The 19629-nt window shown below is 74.2% G+C and carries 20 protein-coding genes; 8 read left to right on the top strand and 12 right to left on the bottom strand.

Features of this window, described 5'->3' with window-relative positions:
• Positions 1–177 precede the first annotated feature (177 nt).
• The gene (locus ACF06X_RS04760) at positions 178–906 is read right to left on the bottom strand and encodes a VIT1/CCC1 transporter family protein (RefSeq protein ID WP_392285704.1); all 729 of its coding nucleotides are present in this window, start codon (positions 904–906) and stop codon (positions 178–180) included.
• Between the two features lie 218 nt (positions 907–1124).
• Between ACF06X_RS04760 and ACF06X_RS04755 the strand changes: the two genes are divergently transcribed.
• The 7 genes from ACF06X_RS04755 (at position 1125) to ACF06X_RS04725 (ending at position 9523) form a co-directional block, all read left to right on the top strand.
• Entirely contained in the window at positions 1125–2135 is a 1011-nt protein-coding gene (locus ACF06X_RS04755; RefSeq protein WP_392285703.1) for an ADP-ribosylglycohydrolase family protein, read from the top strand.
• A 740-nt stretch (positions 2136–2875) separates the two neighbouring features.
• On the top strand, positions 2876–4117 hold the full coding sequence (locus ACF06X_RS04750; protein ID WP_392285702.1) for an ADP-ribosylglycohydrolase family protein: 1242 nt from the start codon (positions 2876–2878) through the stop codon (positions 4115–4117).
• Positions 4098–5249: an ADP-ribosylglycohydrolase family protein gene (locus ACF06X_RS04745; protein WP_392285701.1), complete on the top strand. Its 1152-nt coding sequence runs from the start codon at positions 4098–4100 to the stop codon at positions 5247–5249. The genes ACF06X_RS04750 and ACF06X_RS04745 overlap by 20 nt, the downstream gene beginning before the upstream one ends.
• A complete protein-coding gene (locus tag ACF06X_RS04740; RefSeq protein WP_392285700.1) occupies positions 5246–6604 on the top strand; it encodes an ADP-ribosylglycohydrolase family protein in 1359 nt (452 codons plus the stop codon). Before ACF06X_RS04745 ends, ACF06X_RS04740 begins: the two co-directional genes overlap by 4 nt.
• A complete protein-coding gene (rbsK, locus tag ACF06X_RS04735) occupies positions 6601–7524 on the top strand; it encodes a ribokinase (protein ID WP_392285699.1) in 924 nt (307 codons plus the stop codon). The genes ACF06X_RS04740 and rbsK overlap by 4 nt, the downstream gene beginning before the upstream one ends.
• Entirely contained in the window at positions 7521–8732 is a 1212-nt protein-coding gene (locus ACF06X_RS04730; RefSeq protein ID WP_392285698.1) for a CaiB/BaiF CoA transferase family protein, read from the top strand. The genes rbsK and ACF06X_RS04730 overlap by 4 nt, the downstream gene beginning before the upstream one ends.
• A complete protein-coding gene (locus ACF06X_RS04725; protein WP_392285697.1) occupies positions 8729–9523 on the top strand; it encodes an HpcH/HpaI aldolase/citrate lyase family protein in 795 nt (264 codons plus the stop codon). The genes ACF06X_RS04730 and ACF06X_RS04725 overlap by 4 nt, the downstream gene beginning before the upstream one ends.
• Positions 9524–9625: 102 nt before the next feature.
• On the opposite strand, the gene lgt is transcribed toward ACF06X_RS04725, so the two are convergent.
• The 11 genes from lgt to hisI all read right to left on the bottom strand — a co-directional run bounded on the left by lgt (position 9626) and on the right by hisI (position 18904).
• Entirely contained in the window at positions 9626–10603 is a 978-nt protein-coding gene (lgt, locus tag ACF06X_RS04720) for a prolipoprotein diacylglyceryl transferase (protein WP_392285696.1), read from the bottom strand.
• 73 nt (positions 10604–10676) lie between these two features.
• Positions 10677–11498 (bottom strand): DsbA family protein, encoded by an 822-nt coding sequence (locus ACF06X_RS04715; protein WP_392285695.1) that lies wholly within the window; start codon positions 11496–11498, stop codon positions 10677–10679.
• Between the two features lie 64 nt (positions 11499–11562).
• A complete protein-coding gene (trpA, locus tag ACF06X_RS04710) occupies positions 11563–12378 on the bottom strand; it encodes a tryptophan synthase subunit alpha (RefSeq protein ID WP_392285694.1) in 816 nt (271 codons plus the stop codon).
• The gene (trpB, locus tag ACF06X_RS04705; RefSeq protein WP_392285693.1) at positions 12375–13676 is read right to left on the bottom strand and encodes a tryptophan synthase subunit beta; all 1302 of its coding nucleotides are present in this window, start codon (positions 13674–13676) and stop codon (positions 12375–12377) included. Before trpB ends, trpA begins: the two co-directional genes overlap by 4 nt.
• 139 nt (positions 13677–13815) lie before the next feature.
• Positions 13816–14079 carry a tryptophan biosynthesis modulator TrpM gene (gene trpM / locus ACF06X_RS04700; RefSeq protein WP_392285692.1) on the bottom strand — a complete coding sequence of 88 codons (264 nt, stop codon included), beginning with the start codon at positions 14077–14079 and terminating at the stop codon, positions 13816–13818.
• A gap of 9 nt (positions 14080–14088) precedes the next feature.
• A complete protein-coding gene (trpC, locus tag ACF06X_RS04695; RefSeq protein ID WP_392285691.1) occupies positions 14089–14898 on the bottom strand; it encodes an indole-3-glycerol phosphate synthase TrpC in 810 nt (269 codons plus the stop codon).
• Between the two features lie 130 nt (positions 14899–15028).
• Positions 15029–15409, bottom strand: coding sequence for a DUF2752 domain-containing protein (locus tag ACF06X_RS04690; protein ID WP_392285979.1), 381 nt, complete (start codon positions 15407–15409; stop codon positions 15029–15031).
• A 551-nt stretch (positions 15410–15960) separates the two neighbouring features.
• The gene (locus tag ACF06X_RS04685) at positions 15961–16209 is read right to left on the bottom strand and encodes an HGxxPAAW family protein (RefSeq protein ID WP_392285690.1); all 249 of its coding nucleotides are present in this window, start codon (positions 16207–16209) and stop codon (positions 15961–15963) included.
• A gap of 138 nt (positions 16210–16347) precedes the next feature.
• Entirely contained in the window at positions 16348–17010 is a 663-nt protein-coding gene (locus ACF06X_RS04680; RefSeq protein WP_392285689.1) for a TIGR02234 family membrane protein, read from the bottom strand.
• Positions 17011–17024: 14 nt separating this feature from the next.
• Entirely contained in the window at positions 17025–18515 is a 1491-nt protein-coding gene (locus ACF06X_RS04675) for an anthranilate synthase component I (protein WP_392285688.1), read from the bottom strand.
• A gap of 11 nt (positions 18516–18526) precedes the next feature.
• Positions 18527–18904, bottom strand: a complete 378-nt coding sequence (gene hisI / locus ACF06X_RS04670; RefSeq protein WP_392285687.1) for a phosphoribosyl-AMP cyclohydrolase — start codon at positions 18902–18904, stop codon at positions 18527–18529.
• Positions 18905–18987: 83 nt separating this feature from the next.
• On the opposite strand from hisI, the gene ACF06X_RS04665 reads away from it, so the two are divergent.
• Positions 18988–19623, top strand: a complete 636-nt coding sequence (locus ACF06X_RS04665; RefSeq protein ID WP_392285686.1) for a TIGR03085 family metal-binding protein — start codon at positions 18988–18990, stop codon at positions 19621–19623.
• Positions 19624–19629 lie beyond the last annotated feature (6 nt).

Here is a 19629-nt window from a genome sequence, read left to right as displayed (position 1 = left end):
ACAGTTGCCCCAAGGATGCCCGAAAGGTCCCCGCCGCGCGACGGGGACCTCGGTACGGGCGGTGGCGCCATGGGGTCGAGTGGCTGCTCCGGGCGGTCGGGCGCCGGCTCGGGCCGGAGTCCTGGTTACAGCGCGGCGCCGGGTCCTGGCTACAGCGCGGCGCCGCCGGAGTCCTGGCTACAGCGCGGCGCCGAAGGCCATGCCGAGCCCGTACGTGATGGCCGCGGCCGCGCCGCCGAGGACGAGCTGGCGCAGGCCGCTGAACCACCAGCTGCGGGCGGTCACCCGGGCCACCAGCGCGCCGCAGCCGAAGAGCCCGACGAGCGCGAGGAGCACCGCGGGCCACAGCGCGGTGGCGCCGAGCAGATACGGCAGGACGGGCAGCAGCGCGCCGAGCGCGAACGAGCCGAAGGAGGAGACCGCGGCGATCATCGGCGACGGCAGGTCGTCGGGGTCGATGCCGAGCTCCTCGCGGGCGTGGATCTCCAGCGCCTGCTCGGGGTCCTTGGAGAGCTGCATCGCGACCTCGCGGGCGAGCGCGGGCTCGACGCCACGGGACACGTACAGCGCGGCGAGCTCCTCCATCTCGTCGATGGGGTGCTTGCGCAACTGCCGGCGCTCGACGTCCAGTTCGGCCTGGACGAGCTCGCGCTGCGAGGCGACCGAGGTGTATTCGCCGGCCGCCATGGAAAAGGCGCCGGCCGCGAGCCCGGCGAGACCGGTGATGACGATGGTCTGCTGCGAGACCGCGCCGCCGGCGACACCGGTCATCAGGGCCAGGTTGGAGACCAGGCCGTCCATCGCGCCGAAGACCGCCGGGCGCAGCCAGCCGCCGTTCACATCGCGGTGCGTGTGATTGTCGCGGTGGGCCTCGTGAAGTGGCGCCTCGGTTTCGATGATGGACATGCTTCTCCCCTGTCGTTCCGGCGGGTCGGGCTGACCCCGCCGCCCCTCAACACCTCGAAAATACGCGCGATGTAAGGGGCGCGCCAGCAAGGCAGGCCGTACTTACTAAGGCCCACCTGACCTTTCCGATGCGGCGTCAGCCGGGTGACAGAGACGTTTCTTCGCACGGTTCGGGCTCCCGCGTGGCACAGATCCAGGAACCACGAAAAGGGAGCGAGATGGTGAGCGAGACCGGGACGATCGCTTGCGACACGCGCGAGCGGGCGAGGGGCGCGCTGCTCGGCCTCGCGGTCGGCGACGCGCTCGGCGCACCGGCCGAGAACATGCGCCCCTCGGAGATCCGCCGCCGCTGGGGCCGGATCGAGGGCTTCGTGACGGACCGTCCGGCCGGCACGGACGACACGGAGTACGCCATCTTCTCCGGGTTGCTGCTCGCCCGGCACGGCTCCGCGCTGACCGTCCAGCACGTGGAACGGGCGTGGCACCACTGGATCGCCGACCTGGACGAGGGCCCGTTCCGGGGGGCCGGATTCAGCGAGCGCGGCACGCTGGAGAACCTCCGCCGGGGCCTGGCCGCCCCCATCTCCGCCCAGCACCGCCACGCCTGGTCGGACGGCCTGGCGATGCGGGCGGCCCCGTTCGGGGTCTTCGCGGCGGGCCGTCCCTCGGAGGCGGCGCGCCTGGTCGCCATCGACGGCAGCGTGAGCCACGACGGCGAGGGGATCTACGGCGGCCAGGCGGTCGCGGCGGGCGTCGCGGCGGCGATGGGCGGGGCCTCGGTCACCTCGGTGATCGCGGCGGCGCTCTCGGTCGTGCCGATGGACTCCTGGACGGCCCGCTCGATGCGCCGCGCGGTGGTGGCGGCCCAGCGCGTCCAGCCCGACGCCCTGACCAGGGAACGCACGGTCCGCTCGGCGGTCGTCATCGGCGGCTACCCGTGGACGGACCTGGCCCCGGAAGCGGTGGGCCTGGCCTTCGGCGCCTTCGCGGCGGCCCGCGGCGACTTCCGTACGGCGGTCCTGACCGCGGTCAACATGGGCCGCGACGCCGACACCACGGCGGCGGTGGCGGGCGCCCTGGCCGGCGCGGTGGCGGGCGCCTCGGCGATCCCGGCGGAGTGGTCGAGCGCCATCGGCCCGGTACGGGGCAGCTGCCTGCCGTCGATGCGGGGCTACCACGTCCTGGACATCGCGGACCTCCTGACCTCCGACGACGAGGAGGCAGCATGACCACCCCCAACCTCACCCACCAAACCTTCGGCACGACCCCCACCGCGACCCCGACAGCCCCCGGGGAACCGGGAGGACCCGGCGACCCGGCTGGGCAAGGCGGGCCTACGCGACCCGGCGGGCCGCCTGGGCCCGGGGAGCCGGCGGGGCCCGGCGGGCCGGCTGGGGCCGAGGAGCCGGTGGGGCCCGGTGGGCCGGTGGGGCCCGGTGGACCTGCGCGGCCCGTTACCCCCGCCGCACCGGCGGGCCCGGCTGGGCCCGGGGAGCCGGCGCGGCCCGGCGGGCCGACTGGACCCGGGGAGCCTTCGCGGCCCGGCGGGCCGACTGGGGCCGAGGAGCCGGAGGGGCTCGGGGAGCCGGCGCGGCCCGTTACCCCCGCCGTACCGGCGGGCCTGGCTGATCCCGGCCGCCCGGCTGGGCGCGGCGGCCCCGCTGGGTCCGGCGGCCCGGCTGGGGCCGGGGAGCCGGCTGGGGCCGGGGAGCCGGCTGGGGCCGGGGAGCCGGTGCGGCCGGCTGGTCCCGGTGGGCCCGCGTTGCCCGATGTGCCCGCGCTGCTCGCTGGGCCTGCGCGGCCGGCGGCCCCCGCCGCCGGGCCGGGCACCCCCACCGTGCCGGTCGGCCCCACCGCACCCAGCGGGACTCCGTCGCCCGATGGCCCCGCCGCGTCGGCGGGGCCGGCTGGGCCCGGGGTGCCCGCGCTGCTCGATGGGGCCGCGCGCGCCCCAGTCCCTACCGGCGCTGTGGGCAATCGTCCAGCGGGACGCGGTGGCCGTGACGAGGGCGGCGCCCACGGGAGCCCGGTCGCGCACGGGGCTCTCGGGGCCAGCCCGAGGCAGGGCGCCCCGGTCGCCAAGATCGAGGGCCTGCTCCTCGGGCTCGCCGCGGGCGACGCCGCCGGGTGGCCCGCGGCCAGGCACAGGGCCGCCCGGATGCCCGAGTGGACCCGCCGCCTCACCCGTGAGCTCGACACCTTCGCCGAGCAGAACGCCACCACCACCCTCCCCGTCCCCATCGCCCTCAACCAGCCCCCCGAGCCCCTCCGCCTCGGCCCCTCCGACGACGCCGAGTGGGCCGTCTTCACCGCCGAGGCCTTCCTCGCCGCCTCGGGCCCCCTCTTCACCTCCCTCTCCCCCGAGCGCCGCCTCCGCGCCGCCGTCGACATGGCCTGGAACTCCCTCGCGAGCCAGATCGCCGCCGCCGCCGATCGCGCCCCCGAGGTCGAGTCCGCCGTCCTCCCCCTCCGCGCCCGGATCTCCGTACGGGCCGGGCTCGGTAATCTCGCCACCGGCCTGCGCCCGCCCGCCACGGGACACGACAACCCGCACTACTTCGACGACGCCGCCTGCGTCCGGGCCGTCGTCCTCGCCCTCGCCCACCCGGGTGACCCCGCCTCCGCCGCCGAACTCGCCGAGTTCGACGCCCGCTACACCCAGGACGGGGACGGCGTCCACGGCGCCCGCGCGATGGCCGCCGCCGTCGCCGCCGCGCTCGGCGGGGCGACGGTCGACGACGCCGTCGCCGCCGCGCTCACCCAGCTTCCGCCCGCCACCGAGATCGGCCGCAACGCCCGCCAGGCGGTGAAGATGGCCGAGGAGGCCGCGACCGCCTTCGAGCTCGTCCCCCTCCTCGAGCACCAGATCGTCGACCACGTCTACAGCTACGGCATCGCCGCCGCCGAGACCGTGCCCGTCGCCCTCGCCCTCGCCACCGCCGCACGGGGCGAGGTCTCCGCCGCCGTACCGGCCGCCGCCTGCCTCTCCCGCGTCGCGGACTCCGCCCCGGCGCTCGCGGGCGCGCTCACCGGCACGCTCGGCGGCGGCGACTCGGTCCCCGCCACCTGGCGCGAGGCCTGCCGCACGCTCGCCGGCTGCGCGCTCCCCCGCCTCGCCGGCACGGATCTCGTCGAACTCGCCGAGCTCCTCGGAAACACGGAACTGGCCACCACGGGTGGACAATTCCGACATGACCCCCACACTGGATGACCGGATCACCGGCAGCCTCATCGGCGCCGCCGTCGGCGACGCCCTCGGCGGCCCCGTCGAGGGCTACGCCCCTGAGCAGATCGTGGAACGCCACGGCGGCCGCGTCACGGGCATCGTCGGCCCCTGGAACGGCGAGGCCTGGCGCACGGCCCGCCCCATCGCGCCGTACCACAAGGGCGACGGGCACGTCACCGACGACACCTTGATGACCCACGCCCTGATCAGGGTGTACGAGAAGGTCCGCGACCACCTCGACGCCCACGCGGTGGCGGACCACCTGGTCCCCGAACTCATCGCGCACCCCGTCTGGATCCCCGAGCTGGAGGCCGAAGCCCTCCCCCTCCAGCGGATCTTCCTCGCGGAGAAGTGGATCGTCGCCCGGCTCCACTACGGCCATGCCGACCCGCGCGAGGCGGGCAGCGGAAACATCGTCAACTGCGGTGCCGCGATGTACATGGCGCCGGTAGGCCTGGTCAACGCGGCCAACCCGGCGGGCGCCTACGCGGAGGCGCTCGACGTCTCCGGCGCCCACCAGTCCTCGTACGGCAGGGAGGCGGCGGGTGTGTTCGCCGCGGCGGTGGCGGCGGCGTGCACGCCGGGAGCGACGCCGGAGTCGGTGGTCGACGCCTCCCTCGCCCTCGCCAAGGACGGCACCCGCTCGGCGATCGAGGCGGTCGCCGAAGTGGCCGCGCGCCACTCGGACTTCGAGTCGGCACTGATCCCGCTGCGGAGCGCGGTGGCCCCCTTCGACACGGTCGGCCCGGACTACCGCGCCCCTTCCCTGGGCGCGCGCCGCCCGTCCCGGCTCCACGCGATCGAGGAGCTGCCCGTCGCGCTCGGCATGCTCCTTGTCGGCGGCGGCGACTACCGGCGTACGGTGCTCGGCTCGGTCAACTACGGCCGTGACTGCGACTCGATCGCGACCATGGCCGGGGCGTTGGTGGGTGCGCTGCGGGGCGAGGCGGCCGTTCCCTCCGACTGGTCGAAGCAGGTCGCCGAGGCGAGCCGCCTGGACCTGCACGCCCCGGCGGCGGCGCTGACGGCCGTCGCCCACGAGGTCTTCGCCCGCGACACGGCACGGCGCCGGGCGCACGAGGCGGCGTACGCGGCCCTGACCCGCGCGGCCCGATGAACCTGCGCGTCACCTGGGTCCAGCCGGAGGACCTCCTCGGCCACGAACTCCGCCAGGCGGCCGAGGACGGCCGTGACGCCTCCGCGATCGCCGCCCGCTGGCGGGCGGCCGGCGGCCTGCCCGCCCCCGGGGCGGCCGGCGCCTCCCCCGACCCGGCGCCCCCGCACCTGCGCGCCCTGGCGCGGACCCTGCTGGACGAACTGTCCGCCCTCCCCCGCCCGCTGTCCGCCGACGAACCCACCTCCCTGCCCGCCCTCCGGGCCGGCGCCTCCCGCCCCGCGCCCATGGACGTGGCCCCCGGTCTGTACGACCGATTGCACGCCGCCTGGCTCGGCCGGGCCGCCGGCTGCCTGCTCGGCAAGCCCGTCGAGAAACTTCCCCTGCACGCCATCCGCGCCCTGGCCCGCGCCGCCGGCGACTGGCCCCTCTCCTCCTGGTTCACCGCCGAGGGCGTGCCTCCCGCGCTCCTCGCCGCCCACCCCTGGAACCGCCGGTCCGCCGCCACCTCCCTCGCCGAGAACATCGACGGGATGCCCGAGGACGACGACCTCAACTACCCCCTCCTCAACCTCCTCCTGCTCCAGCGGTGCGGCCGCGACTTCACCACCGCCGACGTCGCCCGCCTCTGGCTCGACGAGCTCCCCGCCGGCCGCACCTTCACGGCCGAGCGCGTCGCCTACCGCAACCTCCTCGACGGCGTCGAGCCGCCGCTGACCGCCGTCCACCGCAATCCCTTCCGCGAGTGGATCGGGGCCCAGATCCGGGCCGACGTCCACGGCTGGATCCACCCGGGCGACCCGATGGCCGCCGCCGCGCAGGCCTACCGGGACGCGGCGCTCACCCACACCGCCAACGGGATCTACGGCGCCATGTTCGTCGCCGCCACCCTCGCCACCGCCGCGACCGGCACCGCCGACGTCCACCAGTCCCTCGCCGCCGGGCTCGCCGTGATCCCCCCGCGCTCACGGCTGGCCCGGGCCGTCCGCCTCGGCATCGAAACCGCCCGCGCCACCCCCGACTTCGACCTCGTCGTGGACCGGCTCCACGACACGCTCGGCGGGTATCACTGGGTTCATGCCGTCCCCAACGCCGCCCTCCTCGCCGCCGCGCTCACCCACGCCGAAGGCGACTTCTCCCGCTCCATCTGCGCGGCGGTCTCCGGCGGCTGGGACACCGACTCCAACGGCGCCACCGCCGGTTCCGTCGCCGGTCTCCTCGCCGGCCACCCGGACCGGCTGCCCGAGCGCTGGACCTCCCCCCTCAAGAACCGCCTCTCGACCTCGATCCCGTCCTTCGACGGCACGGGCTTCGACACCCTCGCCGAACTGACGCACATGGAGGCAGTACGCCCATGACCAGCATCGTGGTGCTCGGCAGCACCAACATGGACCTCGTCGCCTTCGTACCCAGGGCCCCGGGGCGCGGAGAGACCGTCACCGGCCGGGAGTTCCGCACGATCCCCGGCGGCAAGGGCGCCAACCAGGCCGTCGCCGCCGCCCGGGCAGGTGCCGAGGTGGCGATGATCGGCGCGGTCGGCACCGACGACTTCGGCGTACGGCTCCGGGCCGCCCTGGACGGCGCCGGCGTCGACACCGACCTCCTGCGCACCGCCGAAGGCGCCTCCGGCACCGCGCACATCGTCGTCGACGACGAGGGCGGCAACGCGATCGTCGTCGTCCCCGGCGCCAACGGCACCGTCACCTCCCTCACCCACGGCGACGAGGCCCTCATCGGCACCGCCGACACCCTGCTCCTCCAGCTCGAACTCCCCCTCCCCGTCGTCACCGCCGGCGCCGTCACCGCCCGCCGCCTCGGCGTCCGTACCGTCCTCACCCCCGCCCCCGCCCGGCCACTGCCCGCCGAACTCCTCGCCGCCACGGACCTGTTGGTCCCCAACGAGCACGAGGCCACCGCGCTCACCGGGATCGCCGACCCCTACGAGGCGGCGGCGGCGCTGCTGCGGGACGTGCCCGAGGTGGTCGTCACCCTCGGCGCGGCCGGCTGCCTCCACGCCGCCCGCGGCGACGAACCCTTCACCGTGCCCGCCCCACGGGTCCGCGCCGTGGACACCACCGCCGCGGGCGACACCTTCGTCGGCGCTCTCGCCGTCGCCCTCGGCGAGGGCCGCCCCGTCCGCGAGGCCCTGGCCTGGGCCTCGACCGCCGCCGCGCTCTCCGTCCAGCGCGCGGGCGCCTCGTCCTCGATGCCGTACCGCGCGGAGATCGACGCGGCCCACGGCTCCCTCACCACCGGCCAGGAGGTCGACGCCGTATGAGCCGCCCCGCGACCGACTCCGCCGCTCCTCCCCTCCAGGGCTTGCGCGTCCTCGATATCGCCACGCTCTTCGCCGGGCCGCTCGCGGCCATGATGCTCGGCGACTTCGGCGCCGACGTCGTCAAGATCGAGCACCCCCGCCAGCCCGACCCCTCCCGAGGCCACGGCCCCGCCAAGGACGGCGTCGGTCTGTGGTGGAAGGTCCTGGGCCGCAACAAGCGGACCATCACCCTCGACCTCTCCACCCACGGCGGCCGCGACACCCTGCTGCGCCTCGCCGCCGACGCCGACGTGATCGTGGAGAACTTCCGCCCCGGCACCCTCGAACGCTGGGGTCTGGGCTGGGAGGAACTCTCCACCGTCAACCCGCAGCTGGTCCTCGCCCGGGTCACCGGCTTCGGCCAGTTCGGCCCGTACTCCCACCGCCCCGGCTTCGGCACCCTCGCCGAGGCGATGAGCGGCTTCGCCTCGATCACCGGCGAGCCGGACGGCCCGCCCACCCTTCCCCCCTTCGGTCTGGCCGACTCGATCGCCGCCCTGGCGACGGCGTACGCGGTGATGACCGCGCTCACCGCCAGGACCACCACCGGACGCGGCCAGGTCATCGACATGGCGATCATCGAACCGATGCTCTCCGTCATCGGGCCCCACCCCCTCTGGTACGACCAGCTCGGCTATGTCCAGCCCCGCACCGGAAACCGCTCCCGCAACAACGCCCCCCGCAACACCTATCGCACCGCCGACGGCTCCTGGGTCGCCGTCTCCACCTCCGCCCAGTCCATCGCCGAACGCGTGATGCGGCTGGTCGGCCGCCCCGAGCTGATCGACGAGCCCTGGTTCGCCGACGGCACGGGCCGGGCCGCCCACGCGGACGTCCTCGACGAGGCGGTCGGCTCCTGGATCGCCCGCCACACCCGCGACGAGGCCATGGCCGCCTTCGAGAAGGCGGAAGCGGCGATCGCCCCCGTCTACGACATCCGGGACGTGATGACCGATCCGCAGTACCGCGCCCTGGACACCATCACTGAGGTCCCGGACCCCGAACTGGGCCCGATCCGCATGCAGAACGTCCTCTTCCGGCTCTCCGAGACCCCCGGCGCGATCCGCTGGACCGGCCGGCCGCACGGCGCGGACACGGCCGAGGTCCTCGCCGAAGCCGGCCTCACGCCCGCCGAGATCGGCGCCCTACGAGGCGAAGGAGCCGTATGACCTTCCCCCTCACCTGGCTGTACGCCCCCGGGGACCGCCCCGCCGTCGTCCGCAAGGCCCTGGTCTCGGGCGCGGACGTGGTGATCGTCGACCTGGAGGACGCGGTGGCCCCTGACCGCAAGGCCTACGCCCTGGCCGCCACCGCCGACCTCCTCGCCGACCCCCAGCCCGTACCGGTCCATGTGCGCATCCACTCGCCGCGCGACATCCCATGCCTGGCCCCCCTCCCCGGCCTGTGCGGTTTCCGTGTTCCCAAGGTGACACACGCCACTGACATCCACCGGATCGCCGAAGCCGTCCCGGGCATCCCGCTCTTCCCGCTCCTGGAGAACGCCCTGGCCGTCGAGCACGCCTACGCCATCGCCACCGCCCACCCCTCGGTGCGCGGCATCGCCCTCGGGGAGGCGGATCTCCGCGCCGATCTCGGCGTACGGGACGACAGCGGCCTCGACTGGCCGCGCAGCCGCGTCGTGGTCGCCGCCCGCGCGGCGGCCCTGCCGCCCCCGGCCCAGTCGGTCCACCCCGACATCCGGGACCTGGACAGCCTGGCGGCCAGCTGCGCGCGGGGCCGCGCCCTGGGTTTCCTCGGCCGGGCGGCGATCCACCCCCGCCAGCTGCCGGTCATCGAGCAGGCGTACCTCCCCACCCCTGACGAGGTCGCCGCCGCGGAGGAGGTCGTCAAGGCGGCGGAGACGGAGGAGGGCGCCCTGGCCCTCCCGGACGGCCGCTTCGTCGACGCGGCGGTCGTGGAGGGGGCCCGCCGGGTCCTGACCCTCGCGGCGAGGGGCTGAGGAGCACCGGCACGCCGGCATCCCGCCGACGTACGCCGACGGGGGCGGCCCGGACCTCTCGGTCCCGGCCGCCCCCGTCGCAGATGTGCGGGGCGTCCCCGGTCAGCTCTTGCCGGCGCCGTTCCCGGCCCGCTCGTCGTCCGAGCCGAGCGGCCGGTCCGCAGGCTCGTCGGCAGGCTCGTCCGCCCCGGCGGAATCGGCCTCCGCCTCGGGCTCCGAGGCGCTCTCGTCCTCCTCGTCGTCCCCGGCGGGCTTGTCGGCCGCCCGCGCCGCCGGTTCCACGACCTCTTCACGGCCCGGCCGGACCCGCGCCGAGATCACGATGTAGACGACGGCCAGGACGAAGACGACGATCGCCGTCCAGACGTTCAGCCGCAGGCCGAGCACGTGGTGCGCCTCGTCGACGCGCATGTACTCGATCCACGCGCGGCCCGCGCAGTACGCGGCGACGTACAGCGCGAAGGCCCGCCCGTGACCGAGCTTGAACCGGCGGTCCGCCCAGATGACGAGCAGCGCGACACCGACGCACCACAGCGACTCGTAGAGGAAGGTCGGGTGGTAGAGCCCGGCCTCGCGGTTCGGGCCCTCCGTGATCTTCAGCGCCCACGGCAGATCGGTCGGCCTGCCGTACAGCTCCTGGTTGAACCAGTTGCCCCAGCGGCCGATGGCCTGGGCGAGGGCGATGCCGGGCGCGATGGCGTCGGCGTACGCCGGCAGCGGGATGCCACGGCGGCGGCAGCCGATCCAGGCGCCCACCGCGCCGAGCGCGATGGCGCCCCAGATACCGAGGCCGCCCTCCCAGATCTTGAAGGCGTCGACCCAGTTCTCACCCTCGCTGAAGTACAGCTGGTAGTCGGTGATCACGTGGTAGAGGCGGCCGCCGACGAGACCGAAGGGCACCGCCCAGACGGCGATGTCGGCCACGGTGCCGGCTTTGCCGCCCCGGGCGAGCCAGCGCTTGTTGCCGTACCAGACGGCGACGAAGACACCGATGATGATGCAGAAGGCATAGCCGCGCAGCGGAACCGGTCCGAGGTGGAGGACGCCGGTCGACGGGCTGGGAATGTAGGCAAGGTCCATGGCAGGACCGACGCTACCCTGCCGGGCGGGCGCGGCGGCAGCCCACCCGGCAACGTGTGCGTAACTACCGCCGTCAGCCGGCGGCGGCCGGTGAGGCGGTCCCCGGCTTCTTGCCCTTGTTGGCCTCGGCGACCCACTTCTTCAGGTTCTCCGGGGAGATCTGCTCGTTCCCCTTCTGCGGGAAGATTGATTCTCCGTTGAGGAGGACCGACGGAGTGCCGCGGAAGTCGCCCTTCCGGAAGGCGTCGGTGGACTTCGCGATCCAGCTGTCGTGCGTGCCGCCCTCGACACAGCTGCGGAAGGCGGGCGTGACGAGCCCCGGCACCTTCCCCGCCAGCTCCAGCAGCTTGTCGTTCTTCCCGAAGGCGTCGTCCGTCTCCTGGGGCTGGTTCACGTAGAGCACGTCGTGGTACGGCGTGAACTTTCCGGCGTCCTGGGCGCACGCGGCGGCGTTCGCCGCGCGCAGGGAGCCGCTGCCGCCCATGTTCCCGTCGATGATGGTGACGAGGTGGTACTCGACCTTGAGGGCGCCGGACGCCTCGAGCTCATGGATGGTGTCCCGGAACGCGTTCTCGAAGGAGGCGCACGCCGGGCAGCGGAAGTCCTCCCAGATGGTGAGCGTCGAGGGGGCGTCCGGCTTGCCGGTGGGGACGGCCGGTTTGTCGTCCCCGACGGCGCCGCTCGGCGCGACGACGGGACCCGCCTTGTCGGAGCCGCCGTCCTTGCCGGCGTTGGCGGCGATCACGCCGACCACGGCGGCCAGTCCGAGGACGCCGACCACCGCCGCCGACACGATCAGGACGCGTCGCTGCTTATCCCGTGCCTTCTCTCGCTCGCGCTGCTGCTGGAGGCGCTCCCGCGCGCTCCGATGACCGTCATGGTTCTTCTCGCTCACGCCCTCAGCAACGAACCGGGGAGGCGCGTCCGCGCCTCCCCGGTCCCAGAACCACCCGATCGGGCTACGAAACGCGGCGCACGCCCTCGGCGAGTTCGCCCGCCAGTTCCCTTACGGCGGCGAGCCCGGCGGCCTCGTCCCGCGCGTCGAGCATCCGCTTGACGAAGGCCGAGCCGACGATGACGCCGTCGGCGAAGCTCGCGACCTCCTTGGCCTGCTCGGCGTTGGAGACGCCGAGTCCGACGCAGACGGGGAGGTCCGAGGTGGCCCGGGTACGGCGGACGAGGTCGGCGGCCTGCTCGCCGACCGACTCGCGCGTACCGGTGACGCCCATCAGGGAGGCGGCGTAGACGAAGCCGGAACCGGCGGCGGTGATGGTGGCGAGCCGCTCGTCCCGGCTGCTCGGCGCGACGACGAAGACGGTCGCGAGACCCTGCTTGTCGGCGTGCTCGCGCCAGGTCGCGGACTCCTGCACCGGCAGGTCGGGCAGGATGCAGCCGGCGCCGCCGGCCGCCGCCAGCTCCTCCGTGAACCGCTCGATGCCGTAGCGGTCGATCGGGTTCCAGTACGTCATGACCAGCACCGGCTTTCCGGTGGCGGCGTGCGCCTCGCGGACCGTGCGCATGACGTCGGCGATCCTGACGCCGCCGCGCAGGGCGATGTCGTCGGCGGTCTGGATGACGGGTCCGTCGAGGACCGGGTCGCTGTGCGGCAGACCGACCTCGACGATGTCGGCGCCGCCGTCGAAGACGGCCTTGATCGCCTCGATGCCGCCGTCCACGGTCGGGAATCCGGCCGGGAGGTAGGCGATGAGGGCGGCGCGGTTCTCGGCCTTGGCCTGGGCCAGGGTGTCGCTGAGGAGGTTGATGTTCCCGCTCACTTGGTGTCCCTCTGAATCTCGGCGGCGCCGTTCTCCGCGGAGGCGTCGGCCTCGACCCGGGCGGTTTCGGCGTCGGCGTCGTACAGGCCGAAGTAACGGGCGGCCGTGTCCATGTCCTTGTCGCCGCGCCCGGACAGGTTGACGACGAGCAGCCCGTCCCTGCCGAGCTCCTTGCCGACCTCGAGCGCGCCGGCCAGCGCGTGCGCCGACTCGATGGCCGGGATGATGCCCTCGGTGCGGGAGAGCAGCCGCAGCGCCTGCATGGCCGCGTCGTCGGTGACCGCGCGGTACTCACCGCGGCCGGTGTCCTTGAGGTACGAGTGCTCCGGGCCGATGCCCGGGTAGTCGAGACCGGCCGAGATGGAGTACGGCTCGGTGATCTGGCCCTCGTCGTCCTGGAGGACGTACGACCGCGAGCCGTGCAGGATGCCGGGCTCGCCGGCGGTCAGGGTGGCGGCGTGCTCGCCGGTCTCGACGCCGTGCCCGGCCGGCTCGCAGCCGATCAGGCGGACGTCGGCGTCCGGGATGAAGGCGTGGAAGAGGCCGATGGCGTTGGAGCCGCCGCCGACGCAGGCGACGGCCGCGTCGGGGAGGCGTCCGGCGCGCTCCAGGATCTGGCGGCGGGCCTCGACGCCGATGACGCGGTGGAAGTCGCGGACCATAGCGGGGAAGGGGTGGGGTCCGGCGACCGTGCCGAAGAGGTAGTGGGTGCGGTCGACGTTGGCGACCCAGTCGCGGAACGCCTCGTTGATGGCGTCCTTCAGGGTGCGGCTGCCGGAGGCCACGGGGATCACCTCGGCGCCGAGCATGCGCATCCGGGCGACGTTCAGCGCCTGGCGCTGGGTGTCGATCTCGCCCATGTAGATGGTGCATTCGAGCCCGAAGAGGGCGCAGGCGGTTGCGGTGGCGACGCCGTGCTGACCGGCTCCGGTCTCGGCGATGACCCGGGTCTTGCCCATGCGCTTGGTGAGGAGGGCCTGGCCGAGCACGTTGTTGATCTTGTGCGAGCCGGTGTGGTTGAGGTCCTCGCGCTTGAGGAAGATCCGGGCGCCACCGGCGTGTTCGGCGAACCTGGGCACCTCGGTGAGGGCGCTGGGGCGACCGGTGTAGTGGACCATGAGCTCATTGAGTTCACGGGCGAACTCGGGGTCGGCCTTGGCCTTGTCGTACTCGACGGCGACCTCGTCCACGGCGGCGACGAGGGCCTCGGGGATGAACTTGCCGCCGTAGGCGCCGAAATAGCCCTCGGCGGTGGGGACCTGACCCTCGGGGTCCGGAATGAAGAACTCGCTGGACATGCGACTGCTCCTCGCGGGGCGGAGGCGCCCCGGGTGACGTGCGGGTTGATGGTCACGGTATGCGCGCGAACGCCTCACGTACGGCAACGCCGCAGCCGGGAGCGGACACGCCTGTGTCCAACAGGGAGGCCGGTGTCGGCTAAGCGTTGTCGGTCGTGAAGGTGCGCGCGGGGCGCGGGCGCCATCGCATGCCGTTGACCTGGCCGGGCTCGCTGCCGATCACGTACCGCACGCGACGGCCGTGGACCCGCCGGGCCGGCGCCCGGCAGCCGCGCGGCCGGCAGCCGCGGGCCAGGGGGGCGTGCGGGTCCCGGGCGGGTGAGGCGACCGCTGCCGCCGCGCGCACGCCGGAGCGCCCTGGGGCGGAGCCCAGGGGGGTCGGCGTGGTGCGGCGGGCGGGCATGGGGGCGGGTCAGCTCCGGCCGTGGCGGAGGGCCGGGTGGGCGCCCGCGGCGACCAGGTCGGCGACGGCGGCCTTCGGGTCGCGGCCGGTCACGAGCGACTCGCCGACCAGGACGGCGTCGGCGCCGGCGTTGGCGTACGCGATGAGGTCGTGCGGGCCGCGGACGCCGGACTCGGCGACCTTGACGATGCTCGCGGGGATCTCGGGGGCGACCCGCTCGAAGGTGGAGCGGTCGACCTTGAGGGTCTTGAGGTTCCGGGCGTTGACGCCGATGATCCGGGCTCCGGCGTCGACCGCGCGCTCGACCTCGTCCTCGTCGTGGACCTCGACCAGCGGCGTCAGGCCGATGGACTCGGCACGCTCGATGAGGGAGACCAGGGCCTCCTGTTCGAGCGCGGCGACGATCAGGAGCGCCAGATCGGCTCCGTACGCCCGCGCCTCCCACAGCTGGTACGCCGTGACGATGAAGTCCTTGCGCAGTACGGGGATGTCGACCCGGGCCCGTACGGCCTCCAGGTCGGCGAGCGAGCCGCCGAAGCGGCGCTCCTCGGTGAGCACGGAGATGACGGCGGCGCCGCCCGCCTCGTAGTCCGCGGCGAGCCCCGCCGGGTCGGCGATCGCGGCGAGCGCGCCCTTGGACGGGCTGGAGCGCTTGACCTCGCAGATCACCTTGACGCCGTCTCCGCGCAGTGCGGCGACGCCGTCCTTGGCCTGCGGCGCCTTGGCGGCGCGCTCCTTGAGCTCGTCGAGGGAGACCCGCGCCTGCCGCTCTGCGAGGTCGGCGCGCACGCCTTCGATGATCTCGTCGAGCACACTCACGCGAGAGGCCCCCTTCCGGGAGGGTGATGGTGACGGTGGTGAAGGTGGAACAGGTTCAGCCATGTCGATGGTATCCGCAGGACGGCGTGGGGCCCGCATCCGGCTGACATGCGTCCCACCTGCTGGGACTTCATGGGGCGAGGGCTGAGCCGAAGGGCAGGTTCCGCACAAGGGTGAAGAGGGCGAGGACGGCTGCCAGTGCCCATCCCCAGGCCGGCGTGATCGCGAGTCTCATGGGCGCGCCGCGTACGGCTCGAATCAGCCAGACGGTCATGAGGACGGCGAAGAGTCCGTAGCCGAGGACGGCGAGGGCGTTGGCGCCGAGCGCGGTGGCGAGATCGCCGTGGACGAAGGCGTGGGCGCTGCGGAGTCCGCCGCAACCGGGGCAGTAGACGCCGGTGAAGCGGAGGAGGGGGCAGACGGGGTAGTGGCCGGGTTCGTTCGGGTCGACGGCGCCGACGTACGCGAAGGCGGCGGCGACTCCGGCAAGCGTCCCGATCGGCGCGACCAGCCGCCGCGCGAGGCGCCGCGTCGGCGGCGCGGCGGTGCGGGCCCCGGCCCAGGCCGGGTGCCCCGGATCCCCGCCACCCCACCCTCCCGGACCGACGGCGCCGGGGCCGCCTGCCCGGGGGGCTGGGGTGGCGGAAGCAACGCCGGCCACGCCGGACGCGAGCGGCGAGGCCGGCACGCCATGCGCGCCAGAACCAGCGCGTACGCCGGCCGAGCCGGACCCTGTCGGCACAGCCGAGACGTCCGGCGCGCCGGACACCGCTGACACGCCCGTATCGCCAGGCACGGCGCGTACGGCCGGTTCGGCGGGTACAGCCGATACGGCAGGTACAGCCGGTTCACCTGCCGCGCCAGGCACCGCAGGTACGGCCGCCGGCGCGTCGGGAACTCCCCGTTCGCTCCCCGCCGCAGATGCGGGTGCACGCGAGGGAGCCGGGGGGTCGGGCGGCGGGGTGGGCGGCGGCTTGTCGGTCACGGGGTGATTGTCGCCCGGGATGCGCGAAGGCGCAGGCCGGCGCGAGGGCCGGGCTGCGCCTTCGGGCGTGTCGTGGGTCAGCCCCGCGCCTTCGCGGACGCCTCCGCGCGCGCGGCGGCCACCTCCTCCGACTCCTTCGGCATGCCCATGCCCGCGACCTTCATCGCGAGACCGACGACACCGCCGAGGGCGATGACGGCCATTCCGGCCCAGAAGCCGGCCACGTTGGCCGCCACCATGAAGATTCCGGCGATGCAGAAGCCGATGAAGGAGATGATGACACCGGTCCAGGCGGCCGGGGTGTGTCCGTGGGCGCTGCCCGCCATGAGTTGCTCCTCGTTGCTGTTGCTCGGTGGTGGCTCGGGTGAGGTCTCGCATGCGAGGACGCTCGTGGCCACATTGTCCCGCACATGGACCCGCGGGGATGAATCGGGGGTGGCGCGACGATCACGCGTCGTTCCCGCTCAGTCCTCGTGTGTCGGGTCCTCGCCGCGGTCCAGGGCCTTCCAGAGGTCCTCCGGCCGGTCGGGGGCGGCCGCCGCGGACGCCTTGCGCGCGGGCCGGGGCGTCGCGGAGCGTTCGTAACGCCCGCCCATCGCCGGCCAGCTCCGGCCGAAGCGCAGGGCGAGGAGGCCGGCCACGAGGATGAGCAGGGCTCCGGCGGCGGTGACGTACGGCCACGCGGTGTGGGTCAGGTCCGCGACGGAGGCGGCGGTGTCGCCGGTGACGCGGGCGGCCTCCGCGTCCAGCGCGGTGTCGTCGGACGCGCCGAGGAACGCGGCGAGCGCCGCGCCCGCGCCGCTGAGCGCGAGGAGCCCGGAGACGAGGGTGCGTCCGGCGCGGCGGACCGCGAAGACGGCGACGAGCGCGGCGAGGCCGACGATGGCGAGCGCCGTGGGTACGCCGGTGACGGTGCCGCCGTCGGCCTCGACTGGCACGGTGCCGCCGCCGACCGGCGCGGTGCCCTCGGCCCAGATCTGGCCCGTGGACAGCAGCACGACGGTGGCACCGAGGGCGCCGAGCAGAAGGGCCGCGGCCAGGCTGCGGCGGCCGCCGGAAGCGGTGGCCGCGCCGCCCGCGCGCGCGGCTCGGGGCTGGGGTACGGGAACAGCACTCACGTACCCCACTATCCCTTACGTCCTCATCCGCCGTTCATCCGGTTGGCGGTGTGGACGGCGCGCAGGACGGCGGCCGCCTTGTTCCGGCACTCGTTGTCCTCGGCGACGGGGTCGGAGTCGGCGACGACACCGGCTCCGGCCTGCACGTACGCGGTGCCGTCGCGGAGCAGGGCGGTACGGATGGCGATGGCGGTGTCGGAGTCGCCGGCGAAGTCGAGGTAGCCGACGCATCCGCCGTACAGGCCGCGTCGGGAGGGCTCCAGCTCCTCGATGATCTGCATGGCGCGGGGCTTCGGCGCGCCGGAGAGCGTGCCGGCGGGGAAGCAGGCGGTGAGGACGTCGAAGGCGGTCTTCCCCTCGGCGACGCGGCCGGTCACCGTCGAGACGATGTGCATGACGTGGGAGTACCGCTCGATCGACATGAAGTCGACGACCTCGACGGAGCCGGGTTCGCAGACCCGTCCGAGGTCGTTGCGGCCGAGGTCGACGAGCATGAGGTGCTCGGCGCGCTCCTTGGGGTCGGCGAGCAGCTCCTCCGCGAGGTCGTGGTCCTCCTGCGGGGTGGCACCGCGGTGCCGGGTCCCCGCGATGGGGTGGACCATGGCGTGCCCGTCCTCGACCTTCACCAGGGCCTCGGGACTGGAGCCGACGACGTCGAAGCCGTTCTCGAAGCGGAAGAGGTACATGTACGGGGACGGGTTGGTGGCCCGCAGGACGCGGTAGACGTCGAGCGCGGAGGCGGTGCAGGGGGTCTCGAAGCGCTGGGAGGGCACCACCTGGAAGGCCTCGCCGGCCCGGATCCGCTCCTTGATGTCCTCGACGGCGTCCTGGTAGGCCGGGCCGCCCCAGAGGGCGGAGAACTCCGGCAGCTCGGAGGCGGGGAGGGCGGCGGGGGCGGTCGCGACGGGGCGGGCCAGGTCGGCCTCCATCGCGTCGAGGCGGGCGACGGCGTCGGCGTACGCCTCGTCGACACCGGTCTCCAGGTCGTTGTGGTTGATCGCGTTGGCGATCAGCAGGACCGTGCCGTCCCAGTGGTCGAGGACGGCGAGGTCGCTGGTCAGGAGCATGGTCAGCTCGGGGAGCTTCAGGTCGTCGCGAGTGGAGTCCCCGATCTTCTCCAGGCGGCGGACGATGTCGTAGCCGAGGTAGCCGACCATGCCGCCGGTGAAGGGCGGCATTCCGGAGGCCAGGTCCCGGGGGGTGTGGAGGGCTTCGACGGTGGCGCGCAGGGCCTGGAGGGGGTCGCCGTCGACGGGGACGCCGACGGGCGGGGTGCCGAGCCAGTGGGCCCGGCCGTCCCGCACGGTCAGGGTGGCGTCGCTGCGGACGCCGATGAAGGAGTACCGGGACCAGGACCGGCCGTTCTCTGCGGACTCGAGGAGGAAGGTGCCGGGGCGTTCGGCGGCGAGCTTGCGGTAGAGCCCGACCGGGGTGTCGCCGTCCGCGAGGAGGCGGCGGCTGACGGGGATCACGCGGCGGTCGGCCGCCAGCTTGCGGAAGGTCTCGAGGTCCATGGCGGCTGACCTTACTGGGAGAGCGGGAGCACGTCGGCGTCGAAACAGGTGCGGGCTCCGGTGTGGCAGGCGGCGCCGACCTGGTCGACCTTGACGAGCACGGTGTCGGCGTCGCAGTCGAGGGCGACGGCCTTGACGTGCTGGAAGTGGCCCGAGGTGTCGCCCTTGACCCAGTACTCCTGGCGGCTGCGCGACCAGTAGGTGCAGCGGCCGGTGGTGAGGGTGCGGTGCAGGGCCTCGTCGTCCATCCAGCCGAGCATCAGCACCTCACCGGTGTCGTACTGCTGGGCGATGGCCGGGACGAGGCCGTCCGGGCTGCGCCTGAGGCGGGCGGCGATGGCCGGGTCGAGAGCGCTGGACGTGCGGGGCGGGCCGGGCGTGCTGGTCATGGGCCCATTGTGCCGTGGAAGGGGCGGGTGTCCGGCGGAGCGTCCACTGGGCGGACCGGTCGCCCCGGCCGTACGCTGGCGACATGTCGACCCATGCCAAGCGTGAACGCCTTCTGCTCGCCGACCTGTTGGAGGCCGCCGGGCCCGACGCTCCGACGCTGTGCGAGGACTGGCGGACCCGGGACCTCGCGGCCCATGTGGTGGTGCGTGAGCGCCGTCCGGACGCGGCGGCCGGGACGCTGGTGCCCGCGCTGAAGGCCCGGCTCGACCGGGTGCAGGCCGAATTCGCCGAGAAGCCGTACGAGGAGCTGATCCAGCTGATCCGTACGGGGCCGCCTCGGATGTCTCCGTTCACCATCAAGCAGGTGGACGAGGGGGCGAACATCGTCGAGTTCTACGTCCACGCCGAGGACGTCCGGCGGGCCCAGCCCGACTGGTCGCCGCGCGAGCTGGACCCGGTCTTCTCGGACGCACTCTGGTCCCGTCTGGAGAAGGGCGCCCGCCTGCTCGGCCGCAGGGCTCCGGTGGGCCTGGTCCTGCGCCGTCCGAACGGCCAGACGGCGGTGGCGCACCGCGGCACTCCGGTGGTGACGGTCTCCGGGGAGCCGGGCGAGCTGACGATGTTCCTCTTCGGCCGCCAGGACGCGGCGAAGGTGGAACTGGACGGGGAGCAGGACGCGATCGAGCGGCTTCATCAGACGAAGCAGCTGGGGATCTAGACCGGC

Source organism: Streptomyces sp. NPDC015346, assembly GCF_043078785.1.
GTDB lineage: Bacteria > Actinomycetota > Actinomycetes > Streptomycetales > Streptomycetaceae > Streptomyces.
This window is presented reverse-complemented; position numbering and strand designations above follow the sequence as displayed.